Genomic DNA, 16,678 nt, shown 5'->3' with positions numbered 1-16,678 from the left:
CATGCGGCACAGCGATTTTGGCCTCGAAGATCATCCGCTGCGGGCGGCGCTGTCGAGCGAAATGCATGTCCGCAAGCTGCCTCCGATGGCTGCCCCGACGCGCATGATGCAGGTCGTGCTGTCCGGCGACCGCGGCGACATCGCGCTCGAACGGCACAAGCTTGCCGAACTGTTCGCATTCGATGCTGCGGAGGCGAAGGACGGGGCGAACTTCCTGCTCGGCGAACGCGGCGACATGCGCATCGTGTGGGAACGGCACACCGAGTTTTCGAGCTATATGTTCATCCGCGCAGGCGCCTTCGACCACCCCTTCGATCCAGATGCCTTCGCCGCGATCCCCGACCGCTGGTTTGCGGATCTGCCGGGGAAGGTGGTTCGGGCGACGCAATTCGCCTTTTGCGATGCGGCGATCGCCGATCGCGCCGCCGATTATTTTTCGGCCGAAGACCTCGTCGTCTGCGACGTCGCCGACGGTGCGGGCCGGATCTGGTCCGATTTCCGCATTCACAAGGACGGCTTCGGGCGGCTGCTGCTCGCGGACAAGGGCCTGACCGGGCCCGAGGCTTCGCTCGTCGTCCAGCGCCTTCAGGAACTCGGCAATTATCGCAACATGGCGCTGCTCGGCCTGCCGATGGCGCAGCGGCTGACCCCCGAAGTGTCGGGGTTCGAGGCGCGGCTCGCTGCCTTGTCGTCGGCGATCGCGGCGGGCGAAAGCGCCGACGAAACGCTGCTGCGCGACCTGTCGGCGCTCAGCGCCGAACTCGCCGGCGTCGTCGCCGAGACGCGGTACCGGATGAGTGCGTCGCGCGCCTATTCGGAAATCTCGCACGACCGGCTCGCCAGCCTGCGCGTCGGGCGGGTGCAAGGATATCAGACGCTCGCCGATTTCACCGACCGCCGCCTGCTGCCGGCGGTACGGACCTGCATCTCCTTTTCCGCCCGCCTCGAGGATCTGTCGCAGCGGCTCGCATGGACCAGCTCGCTGATGCGGACCCGCGTCGATACCGCGCTGTCGCGCCAGAACCGCGACCTGCTGGCGTCGATGGATCGCCGCACCGACCTGCAACTCCGGCTGCAGCAGACGGTCGAAGGGCTGTCGGTCGTCGCGATCAGCTATTATCTCGTCGGGCTGATCGGCTATGCCAGCAAGGGTCTTGCGCTCGGCGAGGCGGGGCACGGCGTGCTGATGGCGATCGCCGTCCCCATCGCACTCGCGGTGACCTGGCTCGGTATGCGGCGAATCCGGCGGCAGTTTGCGCACGAATGATCGCCCGCCAAAACGATGGGCATCGCCTATGTGTCGCCCACGCCTCCGCGGGGGCGACACAAGCTTCCCTCAGAATTTCCCGGCAAGCGAGATAGTGAAGGTCCGGCCCGGCGCATAAGCGACCGATGCGGGTTGGCCGAACAGGTCGGCGTTCGCTTCGCTCGTCCCCAATACCCTCGACGCGCTGGTCAGCTTGCGCGAGTCGGTCACGTTGAGGACCTGCAGGTTGACCGAAAAACCCTCGTTCAGCTCGACCCCGGCGCGCAGGTCGACGAACGCCGTTTCGGGAAGGCGATAGAAGGTCGAGCCCGTATCGCCCGGGAAGCTTCCGTCGAAAGCGCTCCGATAGCGGAGGCTGGCACCCAGATTGCCGCCCGCGGTGCCTGCGACCGGGAAATAATAGTCGGCGCGCAGCGCACCCGCCCATTTCGACACATAGGGCAATTCGTCGCCGAGCGCGGCACCGGTCGTCTGACCGGCGAGCAGCGACGTGATCTTGGTGTCGGTATAGGTGAGGTTGGCGCCCAGCGTCAGTCCGTCGACCGGCGAATAGCTGCCCTCGAATTCCGCCCCCATGCTGCGCGCGCTGCCGGCGTTGCCGATGACCGTGTTGGTGCCGTTGAAGAAATTGACCTGGATATTGTCCCAGTCGACAAAAAAGCCGGCAAGGCTGGTGCGCAATTTGCCGTCCATCATCGACGATTTGACGCCTGCTTCATAGTTCCAGGTGGTGTCGGGGTCGAAGCTCGTTCCCGTCGCGGTCGGGCCGCCGGGGCGGTAACCGCGTGCGGCGCGGGCATAGAGCATGCTGTCGGCGGCGAAATGCCAGCTCGCGTCGAACGACGCCGTCCACACATCGTCGGAGGATGTCCCGCCGCCCGACGCCGGCAGCGCGCCGACGAGCACGAGGAAGCCGGTGCGGGCGCTCGTATAGGCCTGCTTGTTATGGCTGTAGCGGACCCCGGCGCCTAGATCGATCGTCGGGGTGATCGACAGCTTCGCATTCGCGAAGCCCGAATATTCCTTGTAGTGGTTGATCGTCGTCACCGTCTGGTAATCGGCGAGCAGTCCGACGATCGGTGCCAGCGCCGGCGGCGGTGCCGCGCCGAAGTTGAAGGTCGAATTTATCCCGCTCAGATAATTGCTGTCCTGGTCGTCGTAAAAGAAGCCGACGAGCCATTCGAAGCTGCCCGAGGACGGCGAGGCGAGCCGCAATTCCTGCGTCGTGCGTTTCACGACCGGGCGCACCGGACCTGAGAATTGCAGGAAGGGCGCGATGGCCGCGGTCGACGGCGATGCCCTGAATGCGGGCTGGAAAACGGTCGTAAGATCCGACTGGAGATCGACCTTGAAATCGGAATAGCTCGTCGTCGAACTCAGCGAGATGCCGTTTGCGAATTCATAGCGGATATTGCCCTGGAGGACATAGTAGCGTGACCGCGAATAGCTGTCCGAATAGGCGTAATCGGCATAGTCGCCGTATGTTGGTTCGAGCGTCTGCGCGTCGGCCGTCAAGGACAGGGTGCGGGGCGAATTGTTGCGTGCATAGGCGCCGCTCAGGGTGATCGACAGATTGTCGGTCGGCTCGACGAGCAATTTTGCCCGCACTCCCTTGCGGCTGTTGCCGCCGAGCGAATCGCGGCCGGTGCGCACGTCGGTGAGCGTCCCGTTTGTCGTGTCGTAAAAGCCGCTCACCCGCAGCGCCGCGATATCCTGGACGATTGGCAGGTTCATGCCGCCGCGCAGCACGGTGCGAAAGGGATCGTCGGCGCCCTGCCGCCGCGTCGTCGACAGGTCGATGCTGGCATGGCCGCTGAAATTCGACAGGTCGGGCGCCTTGGTGACGAACTTCACGAGACCGCCGAGCGTGTTCGCGCCGTACAGCGTGCCCTGCGGGCCGCGCAGCACTTCGACCCGCGCAAGGTCGGACGGGTCGAGATCGGGGCTGAACACCGCGCCGAGCGCAAGGCCGGTGCTCGCCCCGAACGGCGCATCGTCGACATAGACGCCGACCGTGGGGCTCAAATCCTGCGAACCGGTGCTGAGACCGCGGACGATCAGGCGATTGCTGTCCCCGCCGCTCGGCTGGACGTTGAGGCCGGGGACATAGGCGCCGATGTCGGAGAGATTGTTCGCGCGGATGCGGTCGATAAACTGGTCGCTGACCGCGCTCACCGAAGAGGGGACGTCGAACAGATTTTCCTCGCGCTTGTTGGCGGTGACAACGATCTCGTTGTCGGCGCCTGCCGCGCCGCTCTCCTGAGCGCTGGCCGGCGTCGCGGCGATGATGGCTGCCATGCTCGAAGCGATGGCGAAGAAATGCGTTCTGGTCATTATGTGTCCCCTCTGTTGTTGCGGGCACGCGGCAAGGCTCGGCGCCGTCCGCTGCTCCGCTGCATGTTTTCTGTTATGTCTCGCCGGGACGCCGCGCCGGCGGCGGGCGCCCCGGAGTGCGGTCAGAAAGCGACCGCGTCGCTGTTGTTGCGGTTGTGCGATGCGGCGTGCAGCAGCCCCGTCTTCGGATCGCGGCTGATCGCCACCCACTTGCCTTCGCCGCCCAGCCGCGCCTCTTCGAGCGGCATTTCGCGCCAAGCGTAGCCGGTACCGTCGAGGACCTTGTGATCGAAGCGCCCCTCGGGAACGACGAGCGTCGTCTCGCTGGTCGCGGGATCGACCGAGGGCAGGAAGAAATCGGGGGCGTTGATCGCTTCCTCGACCGTCATGCCGAAGCAGGTGACGTTGAGCAGCCCCTGGAAGGTCCGCTGGTGGAGACCCGCGCCCATCGACGCGAAGGCGACCACGGGCACCCCGTCCTTGAGCAGGACGCCGGTCTCGGTCGGCGCCGGCAACCGTTCGCCCGGGGTGACGCGCGCGATCGCGGCCTGCTGGAACGATGCCGGGTCGCCGATCGAAATGCCGTCGACGAAGATCCCCGTCTTGCCCCAGTTCACGCAGTTGATCGAGTGGGTGATCGCCGCCATATTGCCTTCGCCGTCGACCGCGACGACGTCGTCCGAATGCATCGGCGTCGTCCGCTTCCACTTGGTGAAGGTCTTGCCGCTCTCGATCTGTTGCCACAGCGCGGCGGCGTGCGCCTTGGTCACGCGCGACGCGTCGCTGAAATCGATGCCCGGATAGATGGCGTTCTGCGCTTCCTTGGGGAACATCGAAATCCCGAAGAGCTGCGTAATCTCAAGCGCCTTTTTGAGCTGTTCGGACGACTTGGTCCAATGCTCGCCGCCGCACAGGCCCGCCGCGTCGGCGAGGTTCTGCGCCTCGATGATCGAGAAGCCGCCGAAGTTCGGCGCCGGGCTGGTATGGATCGAATATCCGCCGCGCAGGTCGGCGACCAGCGGATCGGCCCAGATCACCTGATAATTTTTGAGATCGTCGATCGTCATCTTGCCGCCATCGGCCTGGATCGCCGCGACGAGTTTCTCACCCCATGCGCCGCCATACATGTAACCGGCGCCCTGCTTCGCCACCGCGCGCAGCGTTTCGGCGAGCTTGGGCTGGCGGAACAGGTCGCCCTCGGCATAGGCCGAACCGTCGGGCTTGACGAGCGTCGCGCGGGTTTCGGGCAGGCGGCGGATATCCTTGTCACGGAATTTGAACACCGTTTCGAGCTGGGCGGTGACGGGCATGCCTTCTTCGGCGACGTGGATCGCGGGTTCGAAGATGCTTGCGAAGGGGAGCTTGCCGAAGCGTTTGTGCGCCGCCTCGACTCCCTTCATGAAGCCGCCGACGAGCGCGGTGCGGCCGCTCGGCTCGCCCTTGCCCTGCAGCGCCTCGGTGCTCGAAAAGTCGATCGCGCCGGGGATCGACTGCGGGTCGGTTTCGCCCGCAACCGTGTTCCACTCGGCATTCATCGTATAGGTCTTGCCGCTCTTCGCCTCGTAATAGACGAGCGACATGATACCGAAATAGCTGATCGGGGCGCCCATGGTGAGCGCCACCTGGGTGAGCGCGGTGGTCATCGCGGCGTCGATCGCATTGCCCCCCTGCTTCAACGCCTCGAGGCCGGCGCGTGCGGCGAGGCCGCCATAGGCCACGGTGACCGCACCCTGTTTTCCCTGCGCCGACCCGGCGGTGGTCCGGTCGACACCCTGCGCCTTCATGTAACGCGCATATTCGCCCGCAGGCCATGATTTCGGTGACAAATCAACATCTCCTGAAGTGGCCGCAAAGGCCTTTGCCGTGACGCCCAGCGCCGATGTCGTCGCCATTGCGGTCGTCGCTGCCAAGGCGCCGAGCGCCGTTCGTCTGTCGATGTCCATATGGTGCTCCCTTCCTCTGATGGCCGCCTCCGCCCGATTCAGCGGGGAGACTCGAAATATGCATTACTGTCTTATATTATGATCGGGGATGCAATCCTTCATTTTCAGGCACGGACGAGATTTTGCCGGCGTCTTTCGATGGCTAGATAAACCCTTTCTTTACATCGTCCTGCGCTGATTTCAGTGAGTGCGGAGACGCCCAATCTGCGGCGATACCGCTGTTCTCCGGTTGCGCGGCCACTTTTTAAGGGGCGCGACAGCGAAGCGAAATACTCAATAGACATATATGCATTTAAATGCATTATTACGGGAAAGCTGGTGGACTGAAACCGGCCGGACGAGTTGAGGAGGGCGATCGATGACGACACAGGCCGAGGTTTCGGCGCCGCAAGAGGCGCCCTCGCAGCATCCGATCGTGAAGGGGCGCTATTGGGCCCTCGCGGTGATCACGCTCGTCTATGCGATGAACATCGCCGATCGCTTCGTGCTCTCGACGCTTATCGAGCCGATCAAGGCGGAGTTCCAGCTCAGCGACGCCTCGGTCGGTTTCCTGACCGGGGTCGCGCTCGCCATATTCTATACCGCGGCAGGGCTGCCGCTCGGCGCGCTTGCCGACCGTGTCAACCGGCGCAACATGATCATGTGGGCACTTTCGATCTGGTCGCTGTTCACCGCCGCCTGCGGCATGGCGCAGAATTTCTGGCAATTGCTGCTCGCGCGCATCGGCGTCGGGGTCGGCGAGGCGGGCGGCACGCCGCCATCGCATTCGATCCTTGCCGATTATTTCAGGCCGTCGGAACGGATCGTCGCGATGTCGGTGTTCGCGCTCGGCATCGCGATCGGGTCGGGGATCGGCGGAATCGGCGGCGGCCTGCTCGCCGAGCGCTTCGGATGGCGGCACGGCCTGATCGTCTTCGCGTTCGCGAGCATTCCCGTGCTCCTTCTCCTGCTGACCGTCCGTGAACCGCAGCGCGGTGCGAGCGATGTCGCCGCGGCCGCCGCCAAGGCCCCGGGGATCGGTGAGACGATCGCCTTCATCCGTTCGCAGCGCGCGCTCGTCCACGTCATCGCTGGCGCAACGATCGCCACCTTCTCGGGCATGGGCCTGGTCTGGTGGACGCCCGCCTTCCTAGCGCGCTCGCACGGCTTCAGCGTCGGCGAGGCGGGGTTCGAGGTCGGGATGATGAGCGGCGTCGGCGGCGCCGCGGCGCTGGTCGCCGCGACGCTGATGACCTTCAAGCTCGCTCGCATGGCGCCGAAATGGCAATGCCATTTTCTCGCTTGGGTCACGCTTCTGATCACTATCCCGGGCGTGCTTGCGCACAGCGTGAGCGACAAGAATATGGCGCTATGGCTGCTGTGGCTCTTCATCCCGTTCACCAATGTCTATGTCGGCCCGATGCTGGCCTTGCTCCAGAATCTGGTGCGCCCCGACATGCGCGGTGTTACCGTCGCGGTGGTGTTGTTCACCGCGAACATCGCCAACCTCGCGATCGCGCCGCAGTTGATCGGCATCGCGTCGGACCTGATCGCGCCGCATATCGCCGATCCCGCGCAGTCGCTGCGTATCGCGCTGGCGTTTGCGGGGCTTACCGGAATCTGGGCCGCCTTTCATTTCTGGATGGCGATCAAGTCGCTGCCGGGCGATCTTGCGCGCGCCGGGACGCTTTGATGTGCAGCGTCCGCAATGGGAGTGGGAAGCGGGCATAGCAAGAAAGCGGTGATTTCCCTTCCCGCAAGCGGGAGGGGCAGCGAGGCTTGGGGCTTGCTCGTTAGCCGCAGCGGGGTGGGCAGACCCAACGCTGCTGGCCCACCCCCGACCCCTCCCGCCTGCGGGAGGGGAGATTAACGTCCACTATCGGCCGCAGCGAAGCCGGCCTTCAGTGCAACCGGTTCTTGACGATCTCGCCGGCGCGCATGATCAGCGGTAGCGCCTCGCCGTTCCGCGCGAGCAGGCCGATGTCGGACAAGGGGTCGCCGTCGACGACGATCAGGTCGGCGTGCGCGCCCGCAGCGACGCAGCCCAGCTTGCCTTGCATCTGCAGCACTTCGGCGCCGATCGACGTGGCCTGCCGCAATATCTCGATCGGCGAAAAAACTTCGCTGCGGATCGAGAATTCGGTGCACTGGCGCGTATAGGTGTTGCCGAGCAGGTCGGTTCCGAACCCGATCTTGACGCCCGCCTGCCGCATCCGGTCCATGCCCGAGAGGGCTTCACCGAAAACCTCGTCGAGCTTCGCCTGATTTTCCGGCGGAAAGCCCATCGCGGGACCAAGCTCGCGCAGCGCGAAAATGATTGCCATCGTCGGCACGATGAACGCGCCGCGCTCGGCCACGAAGGCGGCCGTCTCGTCGTCGATGAGCGTGCCATGCTCGATGCAGCGGACGCCGAATTCGACGCAGCGCCGGATCGCGCTCGTCGGATGGCAATGCGCAGAGGCATAGCTGCGCCGTTCGACGCATTCATTGACGATCGCCCGGACCTCGTCCTCGCGATACTGGTTCATCCAGATCGGGTCGGTGGGCGACGCGACGCCGCCCGACCCCATGATCTTGATCGTATGCGCCCCGCGCCGATATTCCTCGCGGACCGCCGCGATGCACGCGTCGACGCCGTCGGCGATCACCGTCAGGCTGTTGACCTGACCGCATTGGCAAAAACTGTGGTCATGGCCGTGGCCGTCATTGCTCATCGGCCGCATATCGCCGTGGCCGCCGGTCATCGACACGATGCGCCCCGCATAGAGAAAGCGGGGCGCACGGATGAGGCCCTCCTCGATCGAGCGCCAGAGCGACCAGTCGCCGCCGCCGATATCGCGCACCGTGGTGAAGCCGCAATCGAGCGCATGGCCGAGCATGCGCACGGCATGGGCGGTGCGGTGGGCAGGCCCCATCGCATCGACGCGCTGGATATTCACATCGGAGATATAGGCGTGGATATGAAGATCGATTAGCCCCGGCATCAGCGTGCGGCCGCCGACATCGATCCGCCGCGCGCCGTCGGCGGCGATCGGGCGCTCGGACACCTCCTTGATCGTGCCACCTTCGATGGCAACCGACACGCCTGTCGGGCAATCGGCGTTCGTGCCGTCGAACAGGCGGGCGTTTTCAAGGATCGCAATCGTCATGGCCATCTCCGTGTCGGCAAATTTTCCCGCAGGGGCATTGCTATATTTCATACATAAGTGTCATAAATTGCCGGCGATGCAATAGGGTTTGCGATATCTTGGCGAAACGGCAATGCGACCTGCACTCGATTTTGGTTGGACGGCCCATGTTTCCCGTGAGAGGACAGGGCGGGAATCGGATGATGCGACAGGAGAATATGATGCGCCTAGCTTTTGCCTTGATGCTGTTGCCGGCGCTGCCGCTCGTCCCGTTCGACACGCCCGCGTTTGCGCAGACGGTACAGTCAGGGGCGGAGGACGCGGCGCTGCTCGAATTTCTCGACCGGGCTTATGACGAACAGGTGGCCTTGCGTCCCGAAACGCAGACCGTGCTCGGGTTCAAGACCGATTACGACCGGCTCGACGATTATACGGACGCCTTTGCCTTGCGCGAGCAGGCGCTCGCCGAGCGGCAGCTCAAGGACATGCAAGCGCGTTTCCGTCCCGATCGATTGGGCGAACGCGCGCGCGTCAGTTACCGCCTCTTCGAATATGAAGTCGAACGCGGTCGCGAATCGACGCGGTTCCGGAAACTGCGCTTTCCGGTGACGACGAACGGCAGTCCCGCGGGCGAGATTCCCGTCCTGCTCATCAACAACCACAAGATCGACACCGTCGCCGACGCCGAGGCCTATATCGCCCGCCTGCGCGATACCGATCGCGTGATGCACGAGGTCGCGGCGCTGATGCGCGAACAGGCGGCGGCGGGAATCGTGCCCAACAAGGTCAATTTCGCGCCGGCCCGCGCCGACGCGCGCCGGGTGGTGACCGGCGCGCCGTTCGACGATGGCCCCGATTCGACGCTGATGGCGGATTTTCGCAAAAAGGTGGCTGCGCTCGACGCGCCGGCTGCGGCGAAGGACAAGCTGCTCGCCGACGCGCGAGACGCGTTGAAGGGGCCGTTCCGGCGCGGCTACGAAACGCTGTTCGCGGCGCTCGACGAGATCGAGCCGCAATCGAAGGGCAATTTCGGCGTCTGGAACTTGCCCGACGGCGCGGCCTATTATGCCGATCAGCTCAAAAGCGCGACGACCACCAGCCTGACCGCCGATCAGATCCACGCGATCGGCCTCGAACAGGTGGCGAAGATTCGCGGCGAGATGGAAGCGATCAAGCGCGAGGTCGGCTTCGACGGGACGCTCGAGCAATTTTTCGATCACATCCGCACCGATCCCCAGTTCAAATATGCGAATACCGAGGCTGGCCGCGAAGAGTATCTGCGCGATGCGCGGGCAGTGGTCGCCTCGGTAATGGACGCAGCGCCGCGCTATTTCAGCGTGTTGCCGAAGGCAGCGCTGGAGGTGCGCGCGGTGGAGAAATGGCGCGAGGGAACGGCACCCACCGCCTTCTATAACCAGCCGTCGGCCGACGGGTCGCGGCCCGGCATCTATTATGTCAACCTCGTCGACATGAACCAGACGCAAAAGGTGCAGGTGGCGGGCATCGCCGCGCACGAAGGCGCGCCGGGGCATCACTTCCAGATTGCGCGTCAGCAGGAACTCGAGGGGCTGCCCAAGTTCCGCAAGTTCGGCGGCTATGGCGCCTATATGGAGGGGTGGGGCCTCTATTCGGAGCGATTGGCGGACGAGATGGGAGTGTATAAAACCCCCTATGACCGCTTCGGCATGCTGTCGCTCCAGGTGTGGCGGGCGATCCGCCTCGTTCTCGACACCGGCATCCATTCGAAACGGTGGACGCGCGATCAGGCGATCGCTTATTTTCGTGCCAACAGCTCGGTCTCGGACACCGATATCGCGCGCGAGGTCGACCGCTATTTCAACTGGCCGGGGCAGGCGACGAGCTACATGGTCGGCCAGCTTCGCATCGCCGAGCTGCGCAAGCGCGCCGAGCACGAACTGGGGCCGCGGTTCGATATCCGCGAGTTCCACGAAGCGGTGCTGAGCGAAGGCGCGCTGCCGCTCGATCTGCTCGACGAACAGGTCGGCCGCTACATCGCCGCGAAGCAGAAGTGATGCAACGGCGCCAGGGCTAGCGGCGCCGGTAGCGAAAATACCAGACTTCGTGCCCTTGCGCGCGCGCCTTGGCTTCGTAGCGGGTTTCGGGCCAGCCGCCCGGCCGGACGAGGAAGTCGCCTGACGCCTGTGCCAGCCATTCGAACTGGTGGCGATGGCGGCGCATGATCATCAGCGCGTGGGCGAGATAGATAGGGTGGTCGGTGCCGAAGCGGAATTCGCCGCCGGGTTTGAGCTTCGCGGCGATCAGGTCGACCGGGCCGTCGTTCATCATCCGCCGCTTCGCGTGGCGCGCCTTCGGCCAGGGGTCGGGGTGGAGCAGATAGGCGAAGCTCAGCGCACCGTCGGGAATCCGGCGCAACACTTCCAGAGCATCGCCGTGATGAATGCGGACATTGGCGAGCGGCAGACGCTGGCCCCCCTTTTCCGCGAGATGGGGATCGCCCGACACATGCACCAGCGCCTGCGCGACGCCGTTGACGAAGGGCTCGGCGCCGATGAAGCCATGGTCGGGGAGCATGTCGGCGCGCCCGGCCATATGTTCGCCGCCGCCGAAGCCGATCTCGAAGTGCAGGGGGCGCCCCTGTCCCTCGGCGTCGCCGAACAGCCGCGCCGCAGTGACTTCGCCTTCCACAGGAACGGCGATCTGCGGCAGCAGCTTGTCGACCAGATCCTGCTGCCCCGCGCGCAGCGGTTTGCCCTTGGCGCGGCCATAGAGGCGGTTGATCGTCGTCGGATCGCCGGGTTTGTAAGCGGTCATGCCGCGCGCCCTAGCCGAGCGGTGGCGTTCCGGTCAACGCGTCCCGGCTCGATGCGGCGGGCTCAGCGCGGCGGCCATGTCGGCGTCGTTCCGGCGGCGCGTTTCTTTTCGACAAGGTCGAGCGCGCGCTGCGGCGTGGGCAGGCGGTCCTGCGCGACCAGCGCGACGGTCTGCGCCGCGACGATGAAATTGGCGGAATAATATCCCGCCGCGTGCGGCTGGACCGCGACCGCCTTGCCGTTGTCGCCGATTGCCAGCAGATAGCGGTCGGCTGTCCCCTCGGGGCGATAGACGGCGCGATTGCCGCCGACGACGCCGTCGATGCACCAGCGGGTTGCGGTCAGGCGTGGGGCCGGCGTCTGCACCCCGGCTGTCAGCGTCGGTGCAGGGAGCGCCGTATCGGCGGCGTTCCCGGTGAAGACGAGCTTTGCCGCGCAATCGGCGATCGGTTCTGCCGCGACGGCGGCACCGGTCTGCGGCAAGCGGATTTCCGAGAGGGCCTCCTCCATCGATGCCGATAGCTCGCCGGGCGATTGCGTCGCCGAGGTCGCGCGCATCTTCACATACCAATCGCCGACGGCGAACAGCGCCACGCCGGTGCTGCGAATGCCCTCAACCCCTGCGGGGGCGAACACTGCCTTGAGGCCACTTGCTGCGGCCTGCGCGGGCGGGGTGAAGGCGACCGGCGCGATCGCCAGCGCCGGGTTTTTCAGATCCTCGCGCAGGCTGATCGCGCGCTGTGCCTGCGCAAACCAGATCGGTACGGCGCCGTTGGTATTGCGGAAAATATAGACGGTCAGTTGCTGGTTGCCGTCGCTGGACCCGAAATTCTGGCTGATGTCGAGTTCGGGTTCGGCGAAGCTCGTCGCGCGCATGCGCGCGAGGCCGCCGAGCGTTGCCGGGATGACGATGCCGCTATGGGCATGCGCCCATGCTGCCCCGGCGTTGACCGGTAGCGGCTGCTGGGCCGACGCTGCACCGGGCAAAGCCATGGCCAGTGCTGCGCCTAGCAGGCACATGAACAGACTGGTTTTGGGCATGGCCGTTCCTCCCCGATCCCGAAGCATTAGCTGTCAGATCGGGTTGGCGATAGCAAGTCGCCCTGTGTCAGCCGGCGAGTGCGGCCTTCAGCTTGTCGACGAGGTCGGTGCGTTCCCATGGAAAGGCATTGCCGTCCGACTGGCGGCCGAAATGGCCATAGGCCGCGGTCTGCCGGTAGATCGGCTTGTTGAGCCCGAGGTGGGTGCGGATACCCTTCGGCGTCAGGCGGACAAGCTCGGGGATCACCGCCTCGATGCGGCCTTCCTCGACGGTGCCGGTGCCGTGCAGGTCGACATAGATCGACAGCGGTTCGGCGACGCCGATCGCATAGCTCAACTGGATCGTGCACCGACGCGCGAGGCCCGCGGCGACGATGTTCTTGGCGAGGTAACGGGTGATGTACGCCGCCGAGCGGTCGACCTTGGTCGGGTCCTTGCCGCTGAAGGCGCCGCCGCCGTGCGGGCTGGCGCCGCCATAGGTGTCGACGATGATCTTGCGGCCGGTCAGCCCGGCGTCGCCGTCGGGGCCGCCGATCTCGAAGCGGCCCGTCGGGTTGATGTGATAGACGGTGTTCGCGGTCAGCAGTTCGGCAGGCAGCACGTCGGCGATCACGCCGAGCACATATTTGCGCAGCTCGGTATATTTCGCTTCGTCGCCCTCGCCGTTGTGGAAGAAATAGCCCGGGGCATGCTGGGTCGACACGACGATCGCGGTCGCTTCGACCGGCCGTTCGTTGGCATAGCGCAGCGTGACCTGGCTCTTCGCGTCGGGTTCGAGGAAGGGGGCGATGCCCGCCTTGCGGTCGGCCGCCATGCGCTCAAGGATCTTGTGGCTGTAATCGAGCGTCGCGGGCATCAGGTCAGGGGTTTCGTCCGATGCATAACCGAACATGATCCCCTGATCGCCTGCGCCCTCATCCTTATCGGCGGCTTCGTCGACGCCCTGCGCGATATGTGCCGACTGGGCGTGCAGGTTGTTTTCGAAGCGGAAGCTTTCCCAATGGAAGCCGTCCTGTTCGTAACCGATCTCCTTGACCGTCCGGCGGACGGTGGCCTCGATCTCTTCGAGCGCGCCGGGGACCCATTCGCCATTCTCGAACACACCCTTGCAGCGGATTTCGCCCGCGAGCACGACAAGCTGGGTCGTGGTCAGCGTCTCGCACGCGACGCGGGCCTCGGGATCCTTCGACAGGAACAGGTCGACGATCGAATCGCTGATCTGGTCGGCCACCTTGTCGGGATGTCCTTCGGACACGCTTTCGGAGGTGAAGAGGAAGCTGTTGCGCATGAGAGCCTTCTTTGGGAGCGAATATAAAGGATGCTTTATGTGCGGGGCTGTTAGCGTCCGCGCCGCCGAAAAGCAATGGCGGCCACGAGCAGAAGCAGCGCGAAGCCGACCGGCAGCAGGTTGCCGAAGCGGGCAAAAAGGGTCGGCGCGTGCGGCGGCGGCAGCGTGGTGTCGATCCGTCCCGGCCGGTGCATCGGGATCGATGCGAGGATGCGGCCGTCGGCGTCGATCACCGCGCTGATCCCGGTCGGTGTCGCGCGCACGACGGGCAGCCCTTCCTCGATCGCGCGTAGCCGCGCCTGCGCCAGATGCTGCGGCGGGCCCCATGCGCCGAACCATGCGTCGTTCGACGGATTGAAGAGGAAGTCGGGACGGTGCGCGCGGTCGACGACCTGACCCGAGAAGATGATCTCATAGCAGATTTGCAGGCCCGCGCGACCGAAGGCGCCGAGGTCGAGCGTGTGCGGCCCCGGCCCCGGCCAGAAGTCGATATCGCCCGGCGCGAGGCGCGACAGCCCGATCGCCGAGAGGATCGGGCGCATCGGGAGATATTCGCCATAGGGGACGAGGTGCGCCTTGTCGTAGCGCGGTCCGAGCGTGCCGTCGGCGTGGACGGTCATCACCGCGTTGCGGGCGCCGACCGCATCTCCCGTCTTGTCGAACTCGAGCTTCAGCGCGCCGAGCAGCATTAGGTCGCCGGGGTTCATCAGGTTCGTCAGCCGTCCGCGCGCCGCCGCCGGCGCACGGTCGTAATAATAGGACGGATATCCGGTTTCGAGATAGTCAGGGATCGCCGCTTCGGGCCACAGGATCAGCCGCGGCCGGTCGTCCTTCGGCGCCGTCAGCCGCGCCAGCTTGGCGAAATTGGCGTCGGCCTTGCTGCCTTCCCATTTGTCCTGCTGGCCGACATTGGGCTGGACGACGGTGACGGGGATACTTTGGCCACGCGAATGGTCGCTGCTTTGGCTGCTCTTTTCCAGAAGGGCGATGGGCACATTGAGCAGCCCCGCCGCAAGCCACCACATAAAGAATTGGGCGACGGGTCGTCGTGCCAGTGTCGGGTGGTCCGGCTTGTGAAAATAACCCCACAACCACATCACGGCACCGACTTGAAGCAGCAGCAACCCCGAGGCCCCATAGGTGCCGACCCACCGGATCAGGGCTGGACCGAAGAAGTCTTTGAGCATCACAACCGATAACGGATTCCACGCGAAGCCTGTGAACACCCAACTGCGCAGCCATTCGGCGAGAATCCAGAAGCCGGCAAAGGCGAAGACAAAGGATAGGGTCACCCCTGCGAAGGTCGGGGCAATCGGCTTTGGACCTTCGCTGTCGTGCAAACCGCCAGCGGCTTCGGTCTTCGTAGAGATGACGTATCGCTGTACCGCCCACGCCGCCCAGGCCGCCAGTGCCGGATAGACCGCGAGATAGAGCGACAGCAGCACCACCGCGACCCATCCGAGCCAGGCAGGCATCGCCGCCTGATAGGTGAAAGCGGTCGCGATCCAGTTGAGGCCGAGCGCAAAATGGCCGATCCCGAACGCCCAGCCGGTTCCAAAGGCACGCCGGCCGCGCGGGCTTTGCGCGACGAGCGCCATCCATCCGGCGAAAGCGAGCAGGGTCAGCGGCCAGAAGTTCAGCGGCGCGAATCCCGTCGCCGAAACGGCGCCGAGGAGCAGGGCGACGAGCTTTGGCCAGCGGTCGGCGAAAGCGGCGATGCGGGAGGAGGTCGCGGTCACGCGCGCTCTCTTAGCTGTCCGCTCACCGGCCCACTAGAGCATATATTTCATCTTGATCGACTGGCGCATGTCGCCCGCCACCGCGAAGCTCGCCGATTTGAAGCTGGGCGGGCCGACGGTGATTGTCGGGTTGCGCGAAAAGCCGAAGCCTTCCTTGGGCAGGAAGATCGCGAGGTCCATCTTGTTGTTGCTGTTTTCGTCATGGACGACGGCAATCGCATAGGTGCCCGTCGCGGGCGCGTGGACGACGAAGTCGCCCGCGTCGGCCGCCTTCACCGCCATGCGCACCGACGATTTGTCCTTGCTGCAATTAGGAAAAGCCTTGGGGTTGGTGGTCAGGCAGACGAGGAGCTGCCCCTTGGTGCTGCGCAGGCCGGTGACGCTGACCTCAACCTTCGGCGGCGGCGCGCTCGCGGCGGCGGTGAGCAGCGTCAAGGCTGCTCCCAAAGTCGCCCAGGCCGATATCCGTGCCGCACGCCTTGTCCCAGAAACGGAAATAGAGCCCATAATTCCCTCGGTAGGCGGCGTGATGCCGTTCGTGGTGGGTCGCGGTTATCAGCCAGCGGCCCGCGGGTCCATGGACAAGCGCGCGCGGGAACATCTCCCACCCCATATGATTGCCCACCCCCATCAACGTCATGATCGCAAGGACGAGGCCGAGCATCGCGACATGAATAGGGATCAGGAAGACGAGCGCCGGGATGACGACCGCGCCGGTGGCCGCTTCGAGCGGATGAAAGCTCATCGCCGCCCATGCGGTCGGCGGGCGGCTGTCGTGGTGGACGCTGTGCGCAAGGCGGAACAGGGCGGGACGGTGCATCCAGCGGTGGGTCCAGTAGAACCATGTGTCGTGGAGGAGCAGATAGGCGAAGAGGCTGACGGGCAGATACCAGAGCGGCAGGGCGTTCCAGTCGCTGTAGATACGCGTCCAGCCATGCGCCTGCCAGCCCCAGGCGACGATGCCGGCAGGAATGCCGTAGATGGCGGCGCTGGCAAGGCTCCAGCCGATCTCGCGCCGCATCTGCTTTTCGAGGCCGTAATAGAGGCCGGGGTGCTTCAGCCGCGTCGCGAGCGCGAAGCCGCCGCTGCTGATCAGATAGCGGACGCCAACGATCGCCGTCATCGCCAGGGCGGAATAAAGGATCGGCCAACCGGTCACGACGGAAG

The 16,678-nt window shown here is 65.1% G+C and carries 12 protein-coding genes; 3 read left to right on the top strand and 9 right to left on the bottom strand.

All coding sequences use genetic code 11. The features are described from left to right. Window position 1 precedes the first annotated feature (1 nt). Window positions 2-1,267: a DUF3422 family protein gene (locus tag V6U71_RS16595; RefSeq protein WP_411339485.1), complete on the top strand. Its 1,266-nt coding sequence runs from the start codon at window positions 2-4 to the stop codon at window positions 1,265-1,267. 69 nt (window positions 1,268-1,336) lie between these two features. On the opposite strand, the gene V6U71_RS16590 is transcribed toward V6U71_RS16595, so the two are convergent. Beyond that, window positions 1,337-3,601: a TonB-dependent receptor gene (locus tag V6U71_RS16590; RefSeq protein WP_411339484.1), complete on the bottom strand. Its 2,265-nt coding sequence runs from the start codon at window positions 3,599-3,601 to the stop codon at window positions 1,337-1,339. Between the two features lie 122 nt (window positions 3,602-3,723). Continuing rightward, window positions 3,724-5,544: a gamma-glutamyltransferase gene (locus tag V6U71_RS16585; protein WP_411339483.1), complete on the bottom strand. Its 1,821-nt coding sequence runs from the start codon at window positions 5,542-5,544 to the stop codon at window positions 3,724-3,726. A gap of 358 nt (window positions 5,545-5,902) precedes the next feature. Between V6U71_RS16585 and V6U71_RS16580 the strand changes: the two genes are divergently transcribed. Continuing rightward, entirely contained in the window at window positions 5,903-7,216 is a 1,314-nt protein-coding gene (locus V6U71_RS16580) for a spinster family MFS transporter (RefSeq protein ID WP_411339482.1), read from the top strand. A 208-nt stretch (window positions 7,217-7,424) separates the two neighbouring features. On the opposite strand, the gene V6U71_RS16575 is transcribed toward V6U71_RS16580, so the two are convergent. Then, window positions 7,425-8,672 carry a metal-dependent hydrolase family protein gene (locus V6U71_RS16575; RefSeq protein WP_411339481.1) on the bottom strand — a complete coding sequence of 416 codons (1,248 nt, stop codon included), beginning with the start codon at window positions 8,670-8,672 and terminating at the stop codon, window positions 7,425-7,427. A gap of 197 nt (window positions 8,673-8,869) precedes the next feature. Between V6U71_RS16575 and V6U71_RS16570 the strand changes: the two genes are divergently transcribed. Continuing rightward, window positions 8,870-10,684 carry a DUF885 domain-containing protein gene (locus V6U71_RS16570; protein ID WP_411339480.1) on the top strand — a complete coding sequence of 605 codons (1,815 nt, stop codon included), beginning with the start codon at window positions 8,870-8,872 and terminating at the stop codon, window positions 10,682-10,684. Between the two features lie 16 nt (window positions 10,685-10,700). Here V6U71_RS16570 and trmB read toward each other — a convergent pair whose 3' ends face one another. From trmB to V6U71_RS16540, 6 genes are all read right to left on the bottom strand, one after another. Continuing rightward, complete coding sequence (gene trmB / locus V6U71_RS16565; protein WP_411339479.1) at window positions 10,701-11,444, bottom strand: tRNA (guanine(46)-N(7))-methyltransferase TrmB; 744 nt, start codon at window positions 11,442-11,444, stop codon at window positions 10,701-10,703. A 62-nt stretch (window positions 11,445-11,506) separates the two neighbouring features. Beyond that, complete coding sequence (locus V6U71_RS16560; protein WP_411339478.1) at window positions 11,507-12,484, bottom strand: hypothetical protein; 978 nt, start codon at window positions 12,482-12,484, stop codon at window positions 11,507-11,509. 67 nt (window positions 12,485-12,551) lie between these two features. Continuing rightward, complete coding sequence (gene metK, locus V6U71_RS16555) at window positions 12,552-13,772, bottom strand: methionine adenosyltransferase (RefSeq protein WP_411339477.1); 1,221 nt, start codon at window positions 13,770-13,772, stop codon at window positions 12,552-12,554. A 50-nt stretch (window positions 13,773-13,822) separates the two neighbouring features. Next, window positions 13,823-15,511 (bottom strand): apolipoprotein N-acyltransferase, encoded by a 1,689-nt coding sequence (gene lnt, locus V6U71_RS16550; protein ID WP_411339476.1) that lies wholly within the window; start codon window positions 15,509-15,511, stop codon window positions 13,823-13,825. A 33-nt stretch (window positions 15,512-15,544) separates the two neighbouring features. Further along, on the bottom strand, window positions 15,545-15,946 hold the full coding sequence (locus V6U71_RS16545) for a DUF2141 domain-containing protein (protein ID WP_411339475.1): 402 nt from the start codon (window positions 15,944-15,946) through the stop codon (window positions 15,545-15,547). Beyond that, window positions 15,900-16,634, bottom strand: coding sequence for a sterol desaturase family protein (locus tag V6U71_RS16540; RefSeq protein ID WP_411339474.1), 735 nt, complete (start codon window positions 16,632-16,634; stop codon window positions 15,900-15,902). Before V6U71_RS16540 ends, V6U71_RS16545 begins: the two co-directional genes overlap by 47 nt. Window positions 16,635-16,678 lie beyond the last annotated feature (44 nt).

It is taken from the genome of Sphingopyxis sp. J-6, from assembly GCF_046603995.1.
In the GTDB taxonomy this organism is placed as follows: domain Bacteria; phylum Pseudomonadota; class Alphaproteobacteria; order Sphingomonadales; family Sphingomonadaceae; genus Sphingopyxis.
The sequence above is the reverse complement of the archived record's forward strand: the minus strand, read 5'-3'. Positions and strand labels throughout refer to the sequence as shown.